Source organism: Streptomyces sp. NPDC127108 (assembly GCF_042677545.1).
Taxonomy (GTDB): domain Bacteria; phylum Actinomycetota; class Actinomycetes; order Streptomycetales; family Streptomycetaceae; genus Streptomyces.
Genome location: NZ_JBHXTE010000025.1, coordinates 114,446 through 135,052, shown reverse-complemented (window position 1 = coordinate 135,052; position 20,607 = coordinate 114,446). Strand labels below are relative to the sequence as shown.

Annotated in this window: 14 protein-coding genes and 2 tRNA genes; 7 read left to right on the top strand and 9 right to left on the bottom strand. The window is 73.3% G+C overall.

Going from position 1 to position 20,607, the window contains the following annotated elements:
* Positions 1-12: 12 nt before the first annotated feature.
* The 7 genes from ACFVHO_RS22385 to ACFVHO_RS22355 all read right to left on the bottom strand — a co-directional run bounded on the left by ACFVHO_RS22385 (position 13) and on the right by ACFVHO_RS22355 (position 8,411).
* Positions 13-2,079: an ArnT family glycosyltransferase gene (locus ACFVHO_RS22385; RefSeq protein ID WP_385717240.1), complete on the bottom strand. Its 2,067-nt coding sequence runs from the start codon at positions 2,077-2,079 to the stop codon at positions 13-15.
* Positions 2,076-3,413 carry a glycosyltransferase gene (locus ACFVHO_RS22380; protein ID WP_385717237.1) on the bottom strand — a complete coding sequence of 446 codons (1,338 nt, stop codon included), beginning with the start codon at positions 3,411-3,413 and terminating at the stop codon, positions 2,076-2,078. The genes ACFVHO_RS22385 and ACFVHO_RS22380 overlap by 4 nt, the downstream gene beginning before the upstream one ends.
* A 26-nt stretch (positions 3,414-3,439) precedes the next feature.
* Positions 3,440-5,074 carry a sensor histidine kinase gene (locus tag ACFVHO_RS22375; RefSeq protein WP_385717235.1) on the bottom strand — a complete coding sequence of 545 codons (1,635 nt, stop codon included), beginning with the start codon at positions 5,072-5,074 and terminating at the stop codon, positions 3,440-3,442.
* The gene (locus ACFVHO_RS22370) at positions 5,071-5,817 is read right to left on the bottom strand and encodes a response regulator transcription factor (protein WP_385717232.1); all 747 of its coding nucleotides are present in this window, start codon (positions 5,815-5,817) and stop codon (positions 5,071-5,073) included. The genes ACFVHO_RS22375 and ACFVHO_RS22370 overlap by 4 nt, the downstream gene beginning before the upstream one ends.
* Positions 5,818-5,984: 167 nt before the next feature.
* Complete coding sequence (locus ACFVHO_RS22365; RefSeq protein WP_385717229.1) at positions 5,985-6,938, bottom strand: amidohydrolase family protein; 954 nt, start codon at positions 6,936-6,938, stop codon at positions 5,985-5,987.
* Positions 6,925-7,248 (bottom strand): antibiotic biosynthesis monooxygenase family protein, encoded by a 324-nt coding sequence (locus ACFVHO_RS22360; RefSeq protein ID WP_385717282.1) that lies wholly within the window; start codon positions 7,246-7,248, stop codon positions 6,925-6,927. Before ACFVHO_RS22360 ends, ACFVHO_RS22365 begins: the two co-directional genes overlap by 14 nt.
* Before the next feature lie 203 nt (positions 7,249-7,451).
* Positions 7,452-8,411 (bottom strand): DUF2797 domain-containing protein, encoded by a 960-nt coding sequence (locus tag ACFVHO_RS22355; protein WP_385717226.1) that lies wholly within the window; start codon positions 8,409-8,411, stop codon positions 7,452-7,454.
* A gap of 281 nt (positions 8,412-8,692) precedes the next feature.
* On the opposite strand from ACFVHO_RS22355, the gene ACFVHO_RS22350 reads away from it, so the two are divergent.
* From ACFVHO_RS22350 to ACFVHO_RS22330, 5 genes are all read left to right on the top strand, one after another.
* Positions 8,693-9,523 (top strand): MOSC domain-containing protein, encoded by an 831-nt coding sequence (locus tag ACFVHO_RS22350; RefSeq protein ID WP_385717223.1) that lies wholly within the window; start codon positions 8,693-8,695, stop codon positions 9,521-9,523.
* A gap of 167 nt (positions 9,524-9,690) precedes the next feature.
* Positions 9,691-10,335, top strand: coding sequence for a CatB-related O-acetyltransferase (locus ACFVHO_RS22345; RefSeq protein WP_385717220.1), 645 nt, complete (start codon positions 9,691-9,693; stop codon positions 10,333-10,335).
* 102 nt (positions 10,336-10,437) lie between these two features.
* Positions 10,438-11,385 carry an RNA polymerase sigma-70 factor gene (locus tag ACFVHO_RS22340; RefSeq protein ID WP_385717217.1) on the top strand — a complete coding sequence of 316 codons (948 nt, stop codon included), beginning with the start codon at positions 10,438-10,440 and terminating at the stop codon, positions 11,383-11,385.
* Between the two features lie 126 nt (positions 11,386-11,511).
* Positions 11,512-12,744: an NAD(P)/FAD-dependent oxidoreductase gene (locus tag ACFVHO_RS22335; protein ID WP_385717214.1), complete on the top strand. Its 1,233-nt coding sequence runs from the start codon at positions 11,512-11,514 to the stop codon at positions 12,742-12,744.
* Between the two features lie 414 nt (positions 12,745-13,158).
* The gene (locus ACFVHO_RS22330; RefSeq protein WP_385717211.1) at positions 13,159-14,283 is read left to right on the top strand and encodes a hypothetical protein; all 1,125 of its coding nucleotides are present in this window, start codon (positions 13,159-13,161) and stop codon (positions 14,281-14,283) included.
* Positions 14,284-14,334: 51 nt separating this feature from the next.
* Here the strand turns inward: ACFVHO_RS22330 and ACFVHO_RS22325 are convergent.
* Both ACFVHO_RS22325 and ACFVHO_RS22320 read right to left on the bottom strand, forming a co-directional pair.
* Positions 14,335-14,407, bottom strand: a tRNA-Arg gene (locus ACFVHO_RS22325).
* A gap of 248 nt (positions 14,408-14,655) precedes the next feature.
* Positions 14,656-14,746, bottom strand: a tRNA-Ser gene (locus ACFVHO_RS22320).
* A 197-nt stretch (positions 14,747-14,943) separates the two neighbouring features.
* On the opposite strand from ACFVHO_RS22320, the gene ACFVHO_RS22315 reads away from it, so the two are divergent.
* Positions 14,944-15,462, top strand: a complete 519-nt coding sequence (locus ACFVHO_RS22315; RefSeq protein ID WP_385717208.1) for an SSI family serine proteinase inhibitor — start codon at positions 14,944-14,946, stop codon at positions 15,460-15,462.
* Between the two features lie 231 nt (positions 15,463-15,693).
* Positions 15,694-20,592 carry a PAS domain-containing protein gene (locus ACFVHO_RS22310; protein ID WP_385717206.1) on the top strand — a complete coding sequence of 1,633 codons (4,899 nt, stop codon included), beginning with the start codon at positions 15,694-15,696 and terminating at the stop codon, positions 20,590-20,592.
* The last annotated feature ends 15 nt before the right edge of the window (positions 20,593-20,607 follow it).

The following is a 20,607-nucleotide window of genomic DNA, read 5'->3' as shown; positions in this document are numbered from 1 at the left end:
GTGTACAGCGACTTAGTTCGCGGGCTTGGTGAGGTCGTAGAACGTCGCGTCGCCCGCCGTGACCTCGGTGAAGTTCTCCTCCACCCAGGCCGTGATCTTCGACGAGGTGCCTTCGCTGCCGCCGCCTCGGCCGCCGCCCATGCCGCCACCCGCCACGAAGTAGTGGATCCGGCCGTCGGCCACGTAGCTCTTGAACTGGGCGAGGGTGGGGGACGGGTCGCTGCCGTTGAAGCCGCCGATGGCCATCACCGGTTCGCCGGTGGCGAGTTGGTAGCTGGCGGCGTTCTGCGCGCCGATCGCGGCGGCGGTCCAGGTGTGGTCCCCGGCGTTCTGCTCCAGGAGCTGCTCGGCCTCGGTGCCCACCTGGGCGCCGCCGAGGAGGCCGCCCATGCCGCCACCGCCGAGGCCGCCGCTTTGGCCGCGCGGTGGGGTGTTCTGCGAGGGCTGGCCTTGGCCTTGCTGGCCGGGGGGCTGGCCCTGCGGGTTCTTCCGGACTTGGCCCTGCTGTCCCTGCTGGCCCGGGGGTCGGCCGTCCCCGCCAGGACCACCACGACCACCAGGACCGCCGGGCCCGCCACCCCCGCCAGGACCACCGGGCCCACCCATCCGCCCCGCCGCCGCGGGCCCCGCCGTCACGATCGACCCGGTGTGCGGGCTGTCCACCGTGGACAGCGTGTACGCCACCGGCCCCGCGAGCGACGCCGCGAGGCCGAGGCCGACGGCCGTGAGCGCGAGCCACCGGCCGAGCCGGGCCGCGAGCAGCAGCCCCACCGCGCCCGCGAGCCCCGCGACAAGGACGGCCCAGCGCAGCCACGGCACATAGTCCGGGGTGCGGCCGAGGAGTTCGTACGCCCACCAGGCCGTCACCGCGACCACGACGCCGAGCGCCGCGCCCGCCCACGCCCTGGCGCGCTCCTCCCACAGCACGGTCGCGCCCATGCCGACGAGCGCCGCGACGTAGGGGGCGAGGGCCACCGTGTAGTACTGGTGGAAGATCCCGGCCATGAAGCTGAAGACGGCCGCGGTCATCAGGAGCGAGCCGCCCCACGCCACGAACGCCGCCCGCGCGGTGTCCGTCCTGCGCGCCCGCCACGTCACGATCAGGCCCGCGACCAGCAGGATCAGCGCGGCCGGGAGCAGCCAGGAGATCTGGCCGCCCACCTCGGGGTTGAACATCCGGCCGAGGCCGGTCTCGCCCCAGCGGCCACCGCCGCCGGGCCCGCCGCCCCCGCCGACGCTGCCGGTCTCCTCGCCGTTGATGCGGCCGAGGCCGTTGTAGCCGAAGGTCAGCTCCAGGAAGGAGTTGTGCTGGGAGCCGCCGACGTACGGGCGCGAGGACTCGGGCCACAGCTCGACGACCGCGACCCACCAGCCGCCCGCGACCACCATCGCGAGCCCGGACAGGGCGAGTTGACCGAAGCGCCTGCCGAGCCGCACCGGCGCGCACACCGCGTACAGGACCGCGAGCGGCGGCAGGATCAGGAACGCCTGCAGGGTCTTGGCGAGGAACGCGAGGCCGACCGCGACACCCGCCCACACCAGCCACTTGGTGCGCCCGTGCTCCAGAGCGCGAAGAACGCAGTAGACGGTGACGGTCATCAGGAGCGCGAGCAGCGCGTCGGGGTTGTTGAAGCGGAACATCAGGGCGGCGACCGGGGTGAGCGCGAGCACCGCGCCCGCGATCAGCCCGGCGGCGGCGCTGAAGCGGCGGCGCACGGCGGCATACAGGACCGCGACCGTGGCCACGCCCATCAGCGCCTGCGGAAGCAGGATCGCCCAGGAGCTGAGGCCGAAGAGCCGCACGGACAGGGCCATCGGCCACAGCGCGGCCGGGGGCTTGTCGACCGTGATGGCGTTGCCCGCGTCCAGCGAGCCGAAGAACAGCGCCTTCCAGCTCTGGCCACCGGCCTGCGCGGCGGCGGAGTAGAAGGAGTTGGCGTATCCGGACGCGCCGAGGTCGTAGACGTAGAGGACGGCCGTGGCCAGGAGCAGGCCGAGGAAGGCGGGGCGCACCCAGCGCGCGTCCTCGGCGCGGCCGCGCCACACCAGGGCCGCGGCGGGTGGATGGGTCGTGGTCATCGGGAGTTCCTCGTTTCGTACGTGTACGTGGGGGAGGGCGCCGGCTCCGTACCGGCCGGTGTCGGCTCCGTACGCCGGTCCGGGAACACCCACGCGCGAAGCAGCAGGAAGCGCAGGACGGTCGCCGCGAGGTTGGCGACGACGAGGACGGCCAGCTCGGTGCCGTGCGAGGCGTCGTCGGCGGCCGCGTCGAGCGCCGCGAGGGAGCCGCTGGTCAGGGCCAGGCCGACGGCGAACACCACAAGGCCCTGGGCCTGATGACGGACCGCGCGGGCCCGGCCGCGCACGCCGAAGGTGAGCCGCCGGTTGGCCGCCGTGTTGGCGACGGCGGACACGAGGAGGGCCAGCGCGTTGGCCGCCTGCGACCCCGTGAACGTACGGAAGGCGGAGTACAGGAGGAGATAGAAGACAGTGGAGAGCACACCGACGACGCAGAAGCCGACGAGTTGGCGGGGCAGTGTGCGCGGTACGCCCTTCAGCGCGCGGTCGCGCGGATCGTCCCCGAAGGGGCGCACAAGCCGGTCAAGAGGGAGCGCGCCCACCGCGAGGGCGCGACCCACGCGCCACACGCCCTTCAGGTCCTCGGCCGCCGTCCTGACGATGTGGACGGACGAGTCCGGGTCGTCGACCCAGTCGACGGGCACCTCGTGGATGCGCAGGCCCGCGCGTTCGGCGAGCACCAGCATCTCCGTGTCGAAGAACCACCCGGTGTCCTCGACCAGCGGCAGCAACTCCCTTGCCACGTCCGCCCGGAGCGCCTTGAACCCGCACTGCGCGTCGGAGAACCGGGCGTGCAGCGAGCCGCGCAGGATGAGGTTGTACGCGCGCGAGACGAACTCCCGCTTGCCGCCGCGCACCACGCGTGAACTGCGCGCGAGCCGGGAGCCGATCGCCAGGTCCGAGTGGCCGGAGATCAGCGGCGCGACCAGCGGGAGCAGCGCGTTGAGGTCCGTGGACAGGTCCACGTCCATGTACGCGAGCACGGGCGCGTCCGAGGCGGACCAGACGGCGCGCAGCGCCCGCCCGCGCCCCTTCTCCTCAAGGCGTACGTACCGCACGTCGGGGACCTGCGCCGCGAGCCCGGCCCCCACCCGCGGGGTGCTGTCCGTGGAGGCGTTGTCGGCGATCGTGATGCGGAAGCGGTACGGGAAGGTCCGCGCGAGGTGGTCGCGCAGCCTGTGCACGGACGGCGGGAGGTCCTTCTCCTCGTTGTGGACCGGGATGACGACGTCGAGGACGGGCGCCGTCGGCATGTCGTGTCGGAGGCTGTGTGCGGGCAGGTGCGCCCGCGTCGGCAGCGTGCCCGATGGCCCCTTGGCAGAGTCGGTTGGCATGCGTCCGACGCTCGCCAAGCGCGCTGTCAGGGCTGTGTGGTGAGGCTGTGGCCCGTCTGTGAGTACGGGAGTTGTTCTTGGTGCGCGGGCAGGTGGACGGTGAACACCGTCTTGCCGGGCTCGCTCGTCACCCTCACGTCGCCGTCGTGCGCGGCCACGACCGCCCGCACGATCGCGAGGCCGAGACCCGTTGAACCGTGGGCGCGCGAGCGTGAGGAGTCGCCGCGCGCGAACCGTTCGAAGACGTGCGGGAGCAGGTCGGGCGGGATGCCGGGCCCGTCGTCGGCGACGTCCAGGCGGACCCAGGGACCGTCCCGGTGCACGCGGGCGGTGACGGTGGTGCCCGGCGGGGTGTGGGTGCGGGCGTTGGCGAGGAGGTTCACCAGGACCTGGTGGACGCGGGCGGGGTCGGCGAGGACGAGCGCGGGGTCGTCGGGCAGGTCCAGGCGCCAGGTGTGGTCCTGGCCCGCGGCACGGGCGTCGCTGAGGACGTCGACGACCAGGGGGGAGAGGTCGGTGGGCTCGTAGGTGAGGGGGCCTTGGCCGGCCGGGCCCGGCGTGCCGTCCGCGCGGTCCGGGGCGCCGCCGGGGCCCCTGCCGCGGTCCACGTCCAGGCGGGCGAGCAGCAGCAGGTCCTCGACCAGGCCGGTCATCCGCGTGGCCTCGGACTCGATGCGGCCGAGGGCGTGCCGGGTGTCGGGGCCCGTCTCCTCCCGGCCCCTGCGGGTCAGTTCGGCGTACCCGCGGATGGAGGCGAGCGGGGTGCGCAGCTCGTGGCTGGCGTCGGCGACGAACTGGCGCACCCGGGTCTCGCTGCGCTGGCGTGCGTGCAGCGCCGAGTGGACGTGGTCGAGCATGCGGTTGAGCGCGGCGCCGACCTGGCCGACCTCGGTGCGGGCGTCGGCCTCGGCGTCGGGGACGCGTTCGTGCAGGGCCACTTCGCCGCTGTGCAGCGGGAGTTCGGAGACGCGGGTCGCGGTGGCGGCGACGCGGCGCAGCGGGCGCAGGGCCACGCCGACCATCGCGGCGCCCGCGAGCGAGGCCGCGACGAGGCCGGCGGCGGTGACGCTGACCTCGGTGACGACGAGCGTGTTGAGAGTGTTGGTGACCTTCGTGGTGGGCAGGCCGACCAGGTAGTCGCCGAGGCGGCCGGTGGCGTACTCGACGCGGTACTCGCCGAGTCCCGGCACGTCCACGGTGTGCGGCTCGCCGTCGCGGGCCACCCCGGCGAGGGCGTCGAGCTGGGCCGCGTCGAGGGTCTTGGCGATGGATTCGGGGGAGCTGCTCGACACGTCGGGCTCGGTGCTGACGGCGCCCTCGGCGAGGGTGCCGTCCTCGCCGACGACGGCGCCCACGGTGCCGACCTCCTGCGGGCCCTTGGTGACGAACCGCAGCGGCCCGCCGCCGGGCCCCTCGTCGCGGTGCTCCGGCAGCTTCCCGACGTCCTCCGGCGGCCCGGCCGCCCGCATCGAGACCTGCCGGAGGGCGCCGTCCACCTGCTCGTACAGATGCGACCGCAGCGCGATCGTGGTGACCGTGCCGATCACCGCGCACACGACGGCGATCAGCGCGACGGCGGAGACGACGAGACGGGTGCGCAGGGTGCGGGGTCTGCGGGGGCGCGAGCCGTGCGGGGTGCGCGAGCCGTGCGGTGGCTTCACGCCGCCAGGACGGCGGGCTTGATCAGATACCCGGCGCCCCGCCGCGTGTGGATCATCGGCTCCCGCCCGGCGTCGATCTTCCGGCGCAGATACGAGATGTACAGCTCGACGACGTTGGCCTGCCCCCCGAAGTCGTAGCTCCACACCCGGTCGAGGATCTGCGCCTTGCTGAGCACGCGCCGCGGATTGCGCATGAGGTAGCGGAGCAGCTCGAACTCGGTGGCGGTGAGGTGGATGGAGTCACCGCCGCGCGACACCTCGTGGCTGTCCTCGTCGAGGGTCAGATCGCCCACGGCGAGCACGGACTCGCTGCGCCGCCCGGACGCGCCGGAGCGCCGGATGAGCCCACGCAGGCGCGCGACGACCTCTTCGAGGCTGAACGGCTTGGTCACGTAGTCGTCGCCACCGGCGGTGAGCCCCGCGATCCGGTCCTCGACGGCGTCCTTCGCCGTCAGGAAGAGGACCGGCACGTCGGGCAGCTCCCGGCGCAGCCGCCCGAGCACGGACAGGCCGTCCATGTCCGGCAGCATCATGTCGAGCACGACGACGTCCGGCCTGAAGCTCCGCGCGGCCCGCACGGCACCGGCGCCGTCCCCGGCGCTGCGGATCTCCCAGCCCTCGTAGCGCAGCGCCATGGAGAGCAGTTCGGTGAGTGACACCTCGTCGTCCACGACGAGTACGCGGACGCGGCTCCCGTCCGGCCTGAGCAGTTCGGTACGCCCCTGGGGCGAGGTCGTGGTCATGCCCTCAGCGTGGGCGGCGGCCGTGAGAGGGGGCTTTCGGCTGCCTGTGAATTCCCTGAGAAAACGCGGCGCCGCACCGGCCCGGACCCACCCGAGCCCGAACCCGGCCTCACCCGAGCCCGGCCTCACTCCCACCCGGCTCGGCCTCACTCCCGCCCGGCCCGGCCTCACTCAAGCCCGAACAACCGCGCCCCGTTCCCGTGGCACACCGCCCGCAGCCAGTCGTCGCCGAGCCCGAGCCGCTCCAGCGCGTCGAGCTGGTGGACGTACCCGTACGGGATGTTGGGGAAGTCCGTGCCGAGCAGGATCCGCCCGCCGAGCCCCAGGTCCGCGAGCCGCCCCAGCTCCCCGCGCGGGAACGGCGTCGTCGCCTCGCTGAAGTCCGTGAACGCCATGGTCGTGTCGAGCCGCACCTCCGCGTACCGCTCGGCCAGGTCCATGAAGTCCGCGTACTCCGGCATCCCCATGTGCGCCACCACCAGCGGCAGCCGCGGATGCCGCGCGAGCAGCCGCCCCACCGGCTCGGGCCCGGTGTGCTTGCCGGGCGCGGGTCCCGAACCGCAGTGCGTCACCACCGGGATCCCGGCCTCCGCGAGCAGCCCCCACACCGGGTCGAGCAGCGCGTCGTTCGGGTCGTACGCCCCCACCTGCACATGCGACTTGAACACCCGCGCCCCGGCCTCGACGGCCGCGCGCACATACCGCTCGGCGTCCGGCTCCGGGAACAGCGTCGCCGTGTGCAGGCAGTCCGGCGTCCGCGCGGCGAACTCCGCGGCCCAGCCGTTGAGCCACTCCGCCATGCCCGCCTTGTGCGGGTAGAGCATCGACGTGAACGCCCGCACGCCGAACCCGCGCAGCACCGCGAGCCGCCGCTCCTCGTCGTGCCGGTACGTGATCGGCCACCGCACGCCCGTGAGCGGCCCGACCGCGTCGAAGTAGTCCCACACCTTGCTGAGGACCCGCTCCGGCATGAAGTGCGTGTGTACGTCGACGAGTCCCGGCAGCCCGAGCCGCTCCCAGAACGCGGTGACCCTCTCGGCCTCCGCCCGCCCGGCCTCCGCCCGCCCGGCCCCGGCCTCGGCCACCTCCTCCTCAGCCGCCCCGTCCTCACCCAAGGCCATAGCTCCGCTCGACCTTGGCCACGTGCACGACGTAGTCCTCGTACCACTCCTTGCGGCCCCGCGCCCGCGCCTCGCGGTGCTCCGGGTCGCCGCGCCAGGCCGCGATGGCCTCCTCGTCGCGGAAGTAGCCCACGGTGATGCCGAGCCCGCCCGGCGTCCGCGCCGAGTCCATCCCGAGGAACCCGGGTACGGCGTTCACCAGCTCCTCCATCCGGTCGGACGTCGCGTCGTAGTCGTTGTCCCCCGGGGTGCGCAGGGACGTGAACACGACGGCGTAGTAAGGGGGCTCGAAGGGAGGGGTGGGGCCGATGGGGTCGGCGGGACCGGGTCTGACGGATCCGGCGTTCCCGGCGGCTGCAGTACCAAGCTCTTGATCACTCATGTCCCACACGGTCCGTCGTGCGCCGAGCCCCTGTCCACCCTTCCGCCCCGTAATTGCCGAACGGGCGGCAGGTCTTTGCCTTCCGGTCTACAAAGGCGCTCCCCTCAGCGCCCTCAGCGCCCTCAGCGCCCTCAGAACAATCCGCTCTGCACCACAGGCATCCCCCGCACCGGAACCGTCACCCCCGACCACTCGGAATCCCCCAGCCCGAGCAGACACCACCCACTCATCAGCCGACTGTCGATCACCACCCCCTGACCATGCACGCCCTGACCCTGCACGCCCTGACCACTCACCCCCTGATCCATTGCCCCCTGACCACTCGCCCCCACCCCCACATACAGGTCCGGCCCGGCGGCAGCGATCAACTCCCCCGCCACGACCCCGCCGTCCGTCAGCTCGTCCACGACCCGCCCCGCCGGGCCGAACCCGCTGATCCCGTCGAGCCCGAACACCCCACCGTGGTCCACGACGTCGCACGGCAACCGCTCCAACGACTCGGGCCAGTCGCCGAGCGCCGCCGCCTTCCGGTGCGTCTCCGCCAACTCCCCGGCCCGCTCCGCCACTCCGGGCAGCCGCGCCCGCAGGGCCCGCTTGCGCTCGTACGGAATCCGGTCCGGCACGCCGAGCGCGGTCCGCAGCAGCTCCTCCGTCCGCCGCGCGGCCATCAACGGCCCCCGGCCGAGCCAGGTGTAGGCCACGGCCCCCTGTTCGAGGAGCCGCGCGCCGCCCCGCGCGACCCCCGTGATCCCCACCTTGACCAGGCCGGGCCCGAACCACGCCACGTACACGTGGTACGGCCGCGGGTCGTCGGCGAACGTGTCCGCCGCGACCGAGTGCGCCCGGTCGACGCGCGCGCACTCCTCGCACTGCGCCCGCGTGACCCGCCCCGCCACCGCCGCGCCCACCGGACAGGCCGTCCACCGACCGCCCCGCCACACCCCGAGGCAGCGCCGCCCGCCCCGCACCCGGAAGGCCACCGCGCCCCCGAACACCAGCGGACTCTCGCGCTCGCCGCGCCCCGGTGCGTACCACCCGAGCACGGGCCCGTCGCCGACCCGCCACCGCACCCCCGTGCACCACCACGTCATGCGAAAAGCATGCAGGACCCCACTGACAACGCCCGACTGACATCGCCCGGGCAACGCCTCTGACAGCGCCCCTGACCAGCACAGACGAACTTATCCACAGGGCCCGCGGCCATGACTCCCGCCGCGGGCGACACCATGGGCGTGGACCGCCTCATCGACGGCGGAACGGTCAAGTCCGCCTGATCCGGGGTCATGTACGGCATTTTCGGGCCGGTCCCCTACGTTGCCCAGGAGCACCGTCCGCACCACGACCCGACCCGACCCGAAAGAAGGGACGAAGCATGGCTGTCGTCGCCGAGTTGTCGTACTACCCCGTCAAGGGCTGCGCCGGGACGTCGGCGAGCGAGGCCGTCCTGACACCGGCCGGCCTGGCACACGACCGCAGCTTCATGGTCGTCAGCGAGGAGGGGGTGTACCGAACCCAGCGGCGGGACCCGCGGCTCGCCCTGATCCGCCCCGCCGTCGACGCGGACGGCACCCGGCTGACGCTCCGGGCACCGGACCGCGACGACGTCCACGTGGACGTCGACACGACCGGCCCGCGCCGGGACGTGGACCTGTTCGGGGCCGCGTACACAGGGATCGACCAGGGGGACGCGGTGGCGGCGTGGCTGTCGGACTTCCTCGGCGCCGCCAGCCGACTCGTGCGCGTGCCCCCGGAGCACCACCGCGTGACCGACGGCCTGATCCCCGGCACCTCGGGCTACGCCGACAGCAGCGCGCTGCACCTCATCTCCCGCTCCACCGTGGACCTGTTGAACGAGAAGATCGGCGAGCGCGGCGCCGAGCTCCTGCCCATGGACCGCTTCCGCCCCAACGTCGTCGTCGCGGGCTGGGACGAGCCGCACACCGAGGACCGCGCCCGCCACCTCACGATCGGCACCGCCGAACTCGGCTACACGAAACCGGCCATACGCTGCGCCGTCACCCTCGTCGACCAGGACGCGGGCCGCCGCGCGGGCCCGGAGCCGCTGCGCACCCTCGCCTCGTACCGCCGCGCGCCCCAGGGCGGAGTGGCCCTGGGCACGAAGTACGCGGTCCTGACCCCCGGCAAGATCTCCGTCGGCGACGAGGTGACGGTGGGGACCTGGGCCGACCCCGAAGTCCCGTAGAAGGGAAGCCCGCCGGAAAGTAATGGGTGGACGGCGAACGAGGCCGTGCACGAACCTGCGATCACCATCAGCACCACACGCCGGTTCACACGCGCACCACACGCCGGTGCACACCCGCACCGCACACCGGTTCGCACCGGCACCGCACCCGAGGAGCAGACCCACCCATGCCACCCCTCCCCCTCACCCCCGACCCGAACGTGCTGCACCCGATGCCGGACCAGCCGCGCGTGGTGCTCCTCCGCCCCCTGGTCACCTCGCCGTTGATCGAGGCGGGCGAGTTCTCGTACTACGACGACCCGGACGACGCCACGGCCTTCGAGACCCGGAACGTGCTCTACCACTACGGGCCGGAGAAGCTGGTCATCGGGAAGTTCTGCGCGCTCGGCGAGGGCGTGCGGTTCATCATGAACGGCGCCAACCACCGCATGGACGGCCCGTCCACCTTCCCCTTCCCGATCATGGGCGGTTCCTGGTCCGAGCACTTCGACCTGATCAGCGGACTGCCCGGCCGCGGCGACACGGTCATCGGCCACGACGTCTGGTTCGGCTACCGCACGACGGTGATGCCGGGCGTCCGCATCGGCCACGGCGCGATCATCGCCTCCGGCTCGGTCGTGGTCGACGACGTACCCGACTACGGCATCGTCGGCGGCAACCCGGCCAAGCTCATCCGCCGCCGCTACGACGACCAGGACGTGGCCCGCCTCCTCGAACTCGCCTGGTGGGACTGGCCCCTGGACCACATCACCGCCCACGTCCGCACCATCATGTCCGGCTCGGTCGACGCCCTGGAGGCCGCGGCTCCCTGAACGGGTCGTCGCGACCGGGACAACCCCTGCCCCACCACCGGGACGGACCTGCCCCACGACCGGGACTGACCCCGTCGCCGCTGCCGGACTAGGATCCGGACCATGGCCCCTCTGACCATGGACGACGTCGACCGGTTCGAGGCCTCCAGGCCCCGCCTGGAGGCCATCGCCTACCGCCTCCTCGGCTCCGCGAACGAGGCCGAGGACGCCGTGCAGGACACCTTCCTGCGCTGGCAGGGCGCCGACGTCGACCGCATCGAGGTCCCCGAGGCCTGGCTGACGAAGGTCCTCACCAACCTGTGCCTCAACCAGCTCACCTCGGCCCGCGCCCGCCGCGAGACCTACGTGGGCGAGTGGCTCCCCGAGCCCCTGCTCGCCGGAGACCCGATGCTGGGCCCCGCCGACACCGCCGAGCAGCGCGAATCGGTCTCGTTCGCGGTCCTCACCGTCCTGGAGCGGCTCTCCCCCAACGAGCGGGCGGTGTACGTGCTGCGGGAGGCCTTCGCATACGCGCACCGCGAGATCGCCGAGATCCTGGACATCACCGACGCCGCGAGCCAGCAGCTCTTCCACCGCGCCAAGCAGCGGGTCGCGGACGGCAGGGCCCGCACCGACATCGACGAGGCCGCCGCGAGGCGGATCGTCGAGGAGTTCCTCGCGGCCGCGACCAGCGGCAACACCGACCAGCTCGTGCGGATGCTCACCGACGACGCCATCGCCGTCGGTGACGGCGGCGGCAAGATCCCGGCCCGCACGAAGCCGTTCGAAGGCGCCGTCGCGGTCGCCAAGTTCATGTGGGGCCTGTTCAAGCCCGGCAAGGCCAAGCGGGACCTCGTCGGCGGCTCGGTCGAGGTGTACGCGACGACGGCCAACGGCGGCCCCGCCGTCGTGGCGGTCGTCGACGGCCGCGTCGTCGGTGTCCTGTGCCTGGAGGTCACCCCCGAGGGCATCACCGCGTTCCGCAACCAGGTGAACCCGGACAAGCTGGTCCGCGCGACCGAGCGATGGGCGACCGAGGACCACGGAAACCCCCTGTTCAACGCCTTCTGAACCTCACCCCCCATGTGATCTGCTTCACACCACATCCCTGTCAGAAAACGCCGGGCTACCCGGTTCAAGGTGCGAACCCCGCGCAAGAGCCGACGACGCGGAAGAGCCGAGACAGGGAGCATGACCATGCAGCAGCACCGCATCATCGTCCTCGGAGCCGGATACACCGGAGCCTCCGCCGCCGGACGCCTCGCCAGGCGCCTGCACCGCGAGGACGTCGCCATCACCCTCGTCAACGCCGAGCCCGACTTCGTCGAGCGCGTCCGCATGCACCAGCTGGCGGTCGGCCAGGACCTCACGCCCCGGCCCTTCAGCGAGATGTTCGCGGGCACCGGCGTGGCGCTGAAGCTCGCGAAGGTGACCGCGGTCGACGTCGACCGCAAGACGGTCACCGTCACGGAGGCGAAGCCCGCCGGGGAGGCCGGAGCACCAGAGGGGGCGGCCGAGGAGACCCTGGAGTACGACACCCTCGTCTACGCCCTCGGCAGCGGCTGGAACAGCCAGGGAGTCCCCGGCACCGCCGAGTTCGCCGACCAGGTCGCGAGCCGCCCCGGCGCCCTCCGGCTGCGCGAGCGCCTGGCCCGCCTGGAGGCCGGGCAGCCCGTGGTCGTGGTCGGCGGCGGCCTGACCGGCCTGGAGGCCGCGACGGAGATCGCCGAGGCCCGCCCCGACCTCGACGTCGCCCTCACCGCCCGCGGCGCCCTCGGCGACTGGCTCTCGCCCAAGGGCCGCGCCCACGTGCGCAAGGTCTTCGCCGGGCTCGGCATCACCGCGCACGAGAACGCCGCCGTCACCGGCGTCGAGGCCGACCACGTGGCGACCGCGGACGGCACGTCCGTCCCGGCGGCCGTCACCGTGTGGACCGCCGGGTTCGCGGTCCACCCGATCGCGCGGGCCACCGCCCTGAAGGTCACCGACACCGGCCAGATCATGGTCGACAGGACGATGCGCTCGGTCTCGCACCCCGATGTGTACGCCGTCGGCGACGCGGCCATGGCGATGGGTCCGGGCGACAAGCCGCTGCGCATGTCGTGCGCCACGGGCACCCCCATGGCCTGGCAGGCCGCCGACGCGATCGCGGCCCGCCTGACCGGCGGCAAGATCCCCAAGACCCCGCTGCGCTACTTCAACCAGTGCGTCTCGCTGGGCCGCAAGGAAGGCCTGATCCAGTACGTCACGGCCGACGACCGCGCGGTCAAGGCAGCCCTGACCGGCCGATTCGCCGCCACGTACAAGGAACTGATCTGCAAGAGCGCGGCCTGGGCCGTCGCCAACCCGACCCTCGGCATGCCGAACCGGCGCCGCCGCGTCGTACGGGAGCAGGCGCAGGCCGGCACGGCGATCAAGGCAGCGGCCTGAGACCCGGAACCCGGGTGCCGGGCGCGGCGATACTTGGCCAATCGACCCCACGTATCTCCTGACCCGGCACCCGCCCCTCGCCACACGCCTGTCCCCGGGCCCCATCCCGACCGGCCCGTAGGGCCGGTCGACGGGAAAGACGGAAACGTCGAGGGGAATGCCGAGGCGAATACCCCCTCGTCAGCTGACATGTCCGAAACGCGTCAGTGGGCCGCTGCCTTCACTTCTGCGGCGATGACACGGCGGACACGGCGGTGTCAGAGTGTGCCGCACACGAAACGTCGCGGGACTCCGGCCGGACCCCGTCCCCGAGCCCTGGCAGCCGCCTTCCGCAGGGCCGGGGCCGTTGGAGCACATCTCACTTCAGCATGCCCCGCCCGCCAGCGGCGGGCCGTGGGCCGGAGAGGGAACGCGATGGGTACATGGAAGTGGAACGACCAGGAGAGGCCCACCACCGCGGTCGGCGTCCGCGCCACGGCGGGCGCCGTCACCATGAAGGACGACCCGCAGTCCGCACAGCGGCCGTACGTCTTCGTCCGCGGCTACGACTCGCGTCTGCACGTCAACTGGTGGGACGGCAAGGCCTGGCACTGGAGCGACCAGGGCACGCCCGCCGGGCGCACGATCATCGAGAAGGTCGGGGCCGTCACGGTCCAGGACGGTCCCCACGCGCAGCAGCGCCCGTACGCGTTCGTCATCACCGACGACTCGAAGCTGCACGTGAACTGGTGGGACGGCTCCAAGTGGCACTGGAGCGACCAGGGCGCGCCCGGCGGACGCCTGGTCCGTGAGGGCGTCGGGGTCGTCTCCGTCCAGGACAACCCGAACGCGAAGCAGCGGCCGTACGTCTTCGTCATCACCGACGACTTCCGGCTCTGGGTGAACTGGTGGGACGGCAGCAAGTGGAACTGGAGCGACCAGGGCGCACCGCCGAACCGCACCATCTCGCGTCCCCTCGGCGTCACCACCGTGAAGGACGACCCGAACGCCTTCACCCGCCCCTACGCCTTCGTCATCACCGACGACTCCCGGGTTTGGGTGAACTGGTGGGACGGCACCAAGTGGAACTGGAGCGACCAGGGCGCACCGTCGGGGCAGCCGGTCAGGAAGGGCGTCGGCGTCGTCAGCGTCCAGAACGACCCGAACGCGGGGCAGCGCCCGTACGCCTTCGTCCAGGGCTACGACTCGAAGCTGTACGTGAACTGGTGGGACGGCTCCAAGTGGAGCTGGAGCGACCAGGGCGCGCCCAGCGGCCGGTTCGTCCTCGACTCCGTGGGCGTGGTCACGATGAAGGACGACCCGAGCGCCTTCACGCGCCCCTACGCCTTCGTCATCGCCGACGACTCGAAGCTGTACGTCAACTGGTGGGACGGCAAGGCCTGGCAGTGGGCCGCCCAGAACACCCCGCCCGGACGCGTCATCGAACGCCCCGGAGAGGCACTCACCACGCAGGACAATCCGAACGCCGCACAGCGCCCGTACGCCTTCGTCATCACCGACGACTCCGACCTGTGGGTCAACTGGTGGTCACTGCCGTAGAACAAACGCCAGAGGCCCCGCGGATCTCTCCGCGGGGCCTCTGGTCCGATGTGCACTCGGCAGGATTCGAACCTGCAACCTTCTGATCCGTAGTCAGATGCTCTATCCGTTAAGCTACGAGTGCTTGATTTTTCTGTTGTCTTGCTCTTCCTCCCGGGCTTTTCGCCCCGGTCGGCGTTGCGGGAACAACATTACATGACCTGCGCCGTGAGGCGAAATCCGTTTCCCGCACCCCCTCTGAGCTGGGCAAATGCCGTCCGCAGGGGGGCACGCCCGGCCGGTCTTGGTGATCTTGGGTGACAGGGGTGGAGGGCGAGCCGGGTGGAAACGACCGAAGCCCCGGTCGGATGACCGGGGCTTCGGATCGTGGTGCGGAGGCGGAGGGATTTGAACCCTCGATGGGCTTTAAGACCCAAACCGCATTAGCAGTGCGGCGCCATAGACCGGACTAGGCGACGCCTCCCAACCTGCAATCCCGCGCGAGCGCGGGGGTGCGTGCAGATGATGACACAGCCAGGGGGCGCGTCACCAATCGCGGCCTCCACGGTACTAGTCGGGCGGCCCGCAGAGCAAAGCGTAAAACGGGGCCGCAACGCGGTGGGGGCGATGGCGTTAGAGGCGGTAGGCACCAGACCGGAACCGCGCCCCCAGGGAGAACCCGTGAAGCCGTCCACACCGCGCCGCATCCTCCTCACCGCCGCCGCGTCCGTCGCCTCCCTGGCCGCGCTCCCCGCCACGGCGCACGCGGACCACCTCGGCGCCGGCCCTCTCGGCGCGGGGAACCTCGGCTCCGTCGGCCGCGCCGTCGACAACGCCACCGGCCCCATCGGCGGCCACACCGTCGACCGCCCCGCCGCCGACCGGCTGACCGTCAGCGTCAGCGAGGCCGGCGCGGGCAACGGGACGTACACCCTGGAATGCGCCCCCGCGGGCGGCACGCACCCTTCGCCCGATGACGCGTGCGAACGTCTTGATCAGCTCGCGGCGGAGGGCGTGAACCCGTTCATGGAGGTCCCGCGCGACGCCGCGTGCACCCAGCAGTACGGCGGCCCGGAGACCGCCCGTGTCCAGGGCACTTGGCAGGGGCGTCCCGTCGACACGACGTTCTCGCGCACCGACGGCTGCCAGATCTCGCGGTGGAACAGCCTCGTGCCCGTACTGCCCGTGAACGGCGGTTGACGCGGGTTCGCGGTGGGCACGGCGCCGGGAACTTCGCCGAGGGGCGCTTCGCGACCCTTCCGTGACCAGGGACTACTGAAGGCTCACAGCTTCTGCGTGCGACCTCCCTCTCATCCGGCGTCGCGCCCGCAACCACTCCCCGTAGACTCCCTCCCGTGACACGCCGCGAGCCGAGAGGCAAGATGGCTCGGGCGGTCAGCAAGATGCGGTAATCAGGGAGGAAGCGTCGTCGTGAGCAGCAGGCCATCCCGAGGCGCTGCTCGCCTCGCAGCCATACTCGACGCGCTCCCGGACGCGCTGGTGCTGGTCAACGCCAACGGGACCGTCGTGAACGCGAACGCCATCGCGCTCGAGGCCTTCGAGGCGCCAGGCACCGCGCTCGTGGGGCGCGGACTTCTCGATCTGCTGCCGGAGTTCGACTCCCGGCTGATCCCCGGCTCCATGCGCCGACCGGACACCACGGACGAACGCGGACGTACCAAGCCGAAGCGGATGATCGCCCGCCGCACGGACGGCACCGAGTTCCCGGTCGAGGTCACCAGCTCCAACCTGGAAGACAGCCGGCACGCGTACGACGACCGGTTCGGCAGCCAGGGCGGGTACGGCGGCTACGGCAGCGACGAGATGCTGATGATCGTCGTCCGCGATCTGTCGGGCGCGCTCAACACCGAGGCCGAACTCGCCCGTTCGCAGCGGCAGACCGAGATGATCCTGCGGGCCGCGGCGGAAGGCGTCGTCGGCACCGACACCGACGGCCGCGTCGTGCTCGTGAACCCCGCCGCCGCCCAGATACTCGGCTTCCGCGCCAGCGACCTCGGCGGCCAGGAGCTGCACCCCCTCGTCCTGCACTCGCGTGCCGACGGCGACCCCTTCCCGTACGACGAGTCCCCGCTCGCGGACACCCTGCGCTCCGGCCGCAAGCACCGCGTACGCGGCCAGGTGCTGTGGTCCAAGAGCGGCGAGAAGGTCTCCGTCGACCTGACGACGGCCCCCGTGCGCGACGGCGACCAGCTCGTTGGCGCCGTCATGACCTTCACGGACCGGCGGCCCTACGACGCCCTCGCCGAGAAGTACGAGGCCGCGCTGGCCCGGCACGCCGAGGAGCTGTCGGAGGCCGCCGAGATGCGCGAGGAGGAACTCGCCGCCGAGCAGGAGCGCTACGCGGCGCTCGCCGAGCGCGAGAAGGACCGCCACGAGGAGCTGGCAGAGCGCGAGCAGGCGCGGTACGAGACCCTCGCCGCGCGGCACAGCCAGCTCGTCGCCGTCCTCGACCAGTCGCTGCGCGGCCCCCTCGACGAACTGCGCCGCGAACTGTCCGCGCTCGCCGCCGACGACGCGGGCCAGCTCTGGCCCGAGGCCAACCAGGTGCTCCACCACCTGTCGGCCGGATACGCGCGCATGACGACGCTCGTCGACAACGTCCTCGGCTACCAGCGCCTCCAGGCAGGCACCGACCAGCTGTCCCGCACGGCCGTGCCGCTCGACGCCGTCGTCGCCGCCGGTGTCGACGGTGCTGTCGAGCTGATCGGCCCCGGCCGCGCCCAGTTCGCCGTGCACGCGCCGCCGATCGAGGTCGAGGTGGACGCGCGCCGCCTCGCCACCGCGCTGGCCCATCTGATCGCCGACGTGGCCGGAATCGACGCCACCGGCAACACGCGCGCGGGGGCCGTGGTTTCGGGCGCCCCCGGAGGGCAGGCCGGTTACGTCGACTCGACGGTCGTCGTGGCTGCGGCCCAGCGCGGCGAGGTCGTCCGCATCGAGGTCCGGGGGCCGTACTCCGGCGGGGACCCGGTGCACGAGCCCGTCGTACGCGGCATCGTCGAGGCGCACGGCGGCGTGCTGCAGACGCACGAGGTGCCGGGCATGAACGGCAACGCGTACGTGCTCGAGGTGCCCATGGGCGATGCCGCCGAGGCGGCGGCGTCGGGCGCCATCGGTTTCTCGGGGTCCACGGAGACCGCTGGTTCGGGTGTGCGGGTGCCTGGGCAGGCAGCGGGTGCCGCCGGGGGCGCGGGCGGTGCTTCTTCTGGTGCTTCCGGTTCTGGTGCTCCCGGTTCTGGTGCTTCCGGTGGGACCGGGGGCGGGCGTCGGCGGGCTCGGCGGTCCTCGGTGGACTCCTTCCTGGACAGTGAGATCCCTGGGGATGACGGTGGCTCGGCCGCTGCCTCCGGGGACACCGGTTCCGTCGCCACCGACGACACGGGGTCCGTGGAGGCCGCCGGGTCCGGCTCCGGCGGGACCGGGCGGCGCAGGCGGCGTGCCGTGGCCGAGGGACCGGCGAGTGCCGGTCCGGAGGGGGGCGCGAACGCGGGTGCCGGGGCCGGTGGTGGATCCGCCGACGCCTCGGGCGGTACGTCAGGGGGCGCGGGCGGCACCGGACGGCGTCGGGGACGGCCGAGTCCCGCCGAGGGCGCCGTGATGACGGCGGCGGAGCACGCGGCCGGATCGGCGGCCCTGGGCCAGGCCGTGCCGCCGCAGGGAGTTCCCTCGCAGGGCGGTCCCATGTCGACGGAGGTCGCCGTGCCGTCCGGACGGCGGGCCCGGCGTGGCGGGGAGCAGCAGGCGCTGGCCGCGTTGCCTTCGGGGACGGGTCAGTCGGCCGGTCCGGAGGCGGGTGCGTCCGGCGGAGCCGGGACTGAGGGCGCGGAGCCGCGTGCGGGTGGCCGACGGGCCCGCCGCGCGCTGGCCGCGGCCCGGGAGCGCGCCGCCGCGGAGGAGGCCTCCAGCGGCCGTGTGTTCGCGCTGCCTCCGGCCGAGGCGGACCGCGAGGAGGGCGACGGCGAGCCTGGCCGGGCCGAGCAGGTGGGTGGGGCGCAGGGGGGTGGCCTTCAGGGGGGTGCCCCGCAGGGAGGCGTGCCTCAGGGGGGTGCCCCGCAGGGGGGCGTTCCGCACGGTGGTGTCCCGCAGGGAGGCGTGCCGCAGGGCGGGCCCGGTCGGTTGGGCGCCGCACGCGGTGGATCCGTGCAGGTCGGCGCCTCGGTGAACGTACCGGCGGGCGTGCAGGCCGGACTTCAGGCGGGGGGCCGTGGTGGCGTACCCGCTCAGGGCGGTGCGCCGGAGGAGCAGGCGCAGGTCCAGGAGAGCGTGACTGCGGGGGCTCAGGGGGCGCAGAGGGCGCGGTCCGGGGGAGTGCAGGGTGCTCGGGCGGCCGGGGCTCGGCGTGGTGCGCCTGCCGGGGCTTCCGGTGGGTTGCCTGCGGGGGCTCAGGGTGGGTTGCCTGCCGGGGCTCAAGGTGGTCTGCCCGCAGGGGCTCAGGGCGGTGTGCCTGGTGCGGTACCTGGTGGGCTGCCCTCGGGAGCCCCCGGCGTCGGCCCGGCCGGCGCGGTCGGCCCGGCCGGAGCGGACGACACCGGACAGCACGCCGCCGCGCTGCACGATCCGGCCGACGACCACACCCCGCCCCAGCCCCACCCCGCGCAGACCGCGGCCGCGATGCTGCCCGGGCAGGCAGGTCCGGCAGGGCAGGCAGGCCCGGCCGCGCAGGGAGCCCAGGGGACCGCGGGCGCCCAGCCGCAGGCCCCGACCGGACGTCGGCGTGCCCGGCAGGCTCCGGCCGCCGACGCGACGCCCTCCCAGGGGATGCCGGTCCAGGGCACCCCGCCGGGCGGCACCCCGGCCACCAGCACTCCGGCCTCCGGCACCCCGGCCCCCGGTGTGCCGTCGCAAGCCGGTCCGCACGCTAGTCCGCACGCCGGTCCGCAAACTGCTCCGCAAGCCGGTCCGCACGCCGAGGGAACGCCCGCGCAGGGCGTCCCGACGCCTGCCCAGGGCGCGGCCCTGCCGCCGGAACGTGATCCACGCGTGCGTGCCGCCCAGCCGCTGCCCGCCGAGGCCGCTCCCGTCGACCCGAACTCGACGCAGGGGCGCGCCATCAGCGTACGAACGCTGGGACAGGGTGTGCCGTTCGGCCGCCAGGCCGCCGCGCAGCCGGGTCAGCCGGGTCAGCCCGGTCAGTCCCAGCAGGCCGGTCCCGCCTCTCCCGCCTCGCAGCCCGGGCAGCCGCCGCAGCCCCAACAGCCCGCGCAGGCCCACCCCTTGCCGCAGGCCCAGCCCGCGCAGCAGGACCCGTCCCAGGGCGCTCAGGGCGCTCAGGGTTCCCAGACCCCCGCGCAGCCCTCCTCCGGAGGTTCGGGGCGGCGCAGGCGGCTGTCCACGCGGCCCGACCCCGCCGCCGAGGAGCGCCAGGACGCGGCCCGCCCGCACCCCCAGGCGCAGCCGGGGCCCCAGCCGCAGCAGGCCAAGGCGCAGCCGCAGCCCCGGCTTTCGCCGACCACGGAGGGCACAGGGCGCGCCTACGCGATCGGCGCGCCGGACGCCGACGCGGACGAGGGCCCGCAGCTCCTGGACGGCCCCGGTGGCGCCGTCGAGGTGTCGAACCAGCCGCAGCCGCAGCCCATGGACGACGAGTTGCCACCCGAGCCGCTCGACAACCCGCGCCGCCTCCTGGTGTGGCCCGCGCCCGACGTCACCACCCAGCAGGCCCTCAGCGACCGCGGCTACCGCCCGGTCATCGTGCACTCGCGCGAGGAGGTCGACGCGCAGATCGCCGCGTTCCCCGCGGCCCTCTTCGTGGACCCGCTGACCGGACCGATCACCCGCACGGCACTGCAGTCGCTGCGGCAGGCGGCGGTCGCCGCGGAGGTTCCCGTGCTGGTCACGGCGGGACTCGGACAGGCATCGCGGGAGGCGGCGTACGGTGCCGACCCCGCCGTGCTCCTGAAGGCCCTCGCGCCGCGCGACAGCGAGCAGCACCCGTCGCGCGTCCTGCTCATCGAGGAGCACGAGGAGATCGCACTGGCCCTGACCGCGACCCTGGAGCGGCGCGGGATGAAGGTCGCGCGGGCCGAGAGCGACGCGGACGCGGTCACGCTCGCCGCGCAGATGCGGCCGAACCTGGTGGTCATGGACCTGCTCCAGGTACGCCGCCGACGTGCCGGAATCGTCGACTGGCTGCGCGCGAACGGCCAGCTCAACCGCACGCCCCTCGTCGTCTACACGGCTGCCGTCGACGAGACCGACCTGCCGAAGCTCGCCGCGGGCGAGACCGTGCTGTTCCTCGCGGAGCGGTCCACGAGCAACGAGGTGCAGAGCCGGATCGTGGACCTGCTGGCGAAGATCGGTACGAACTGACCCCGGCTCCCAGGC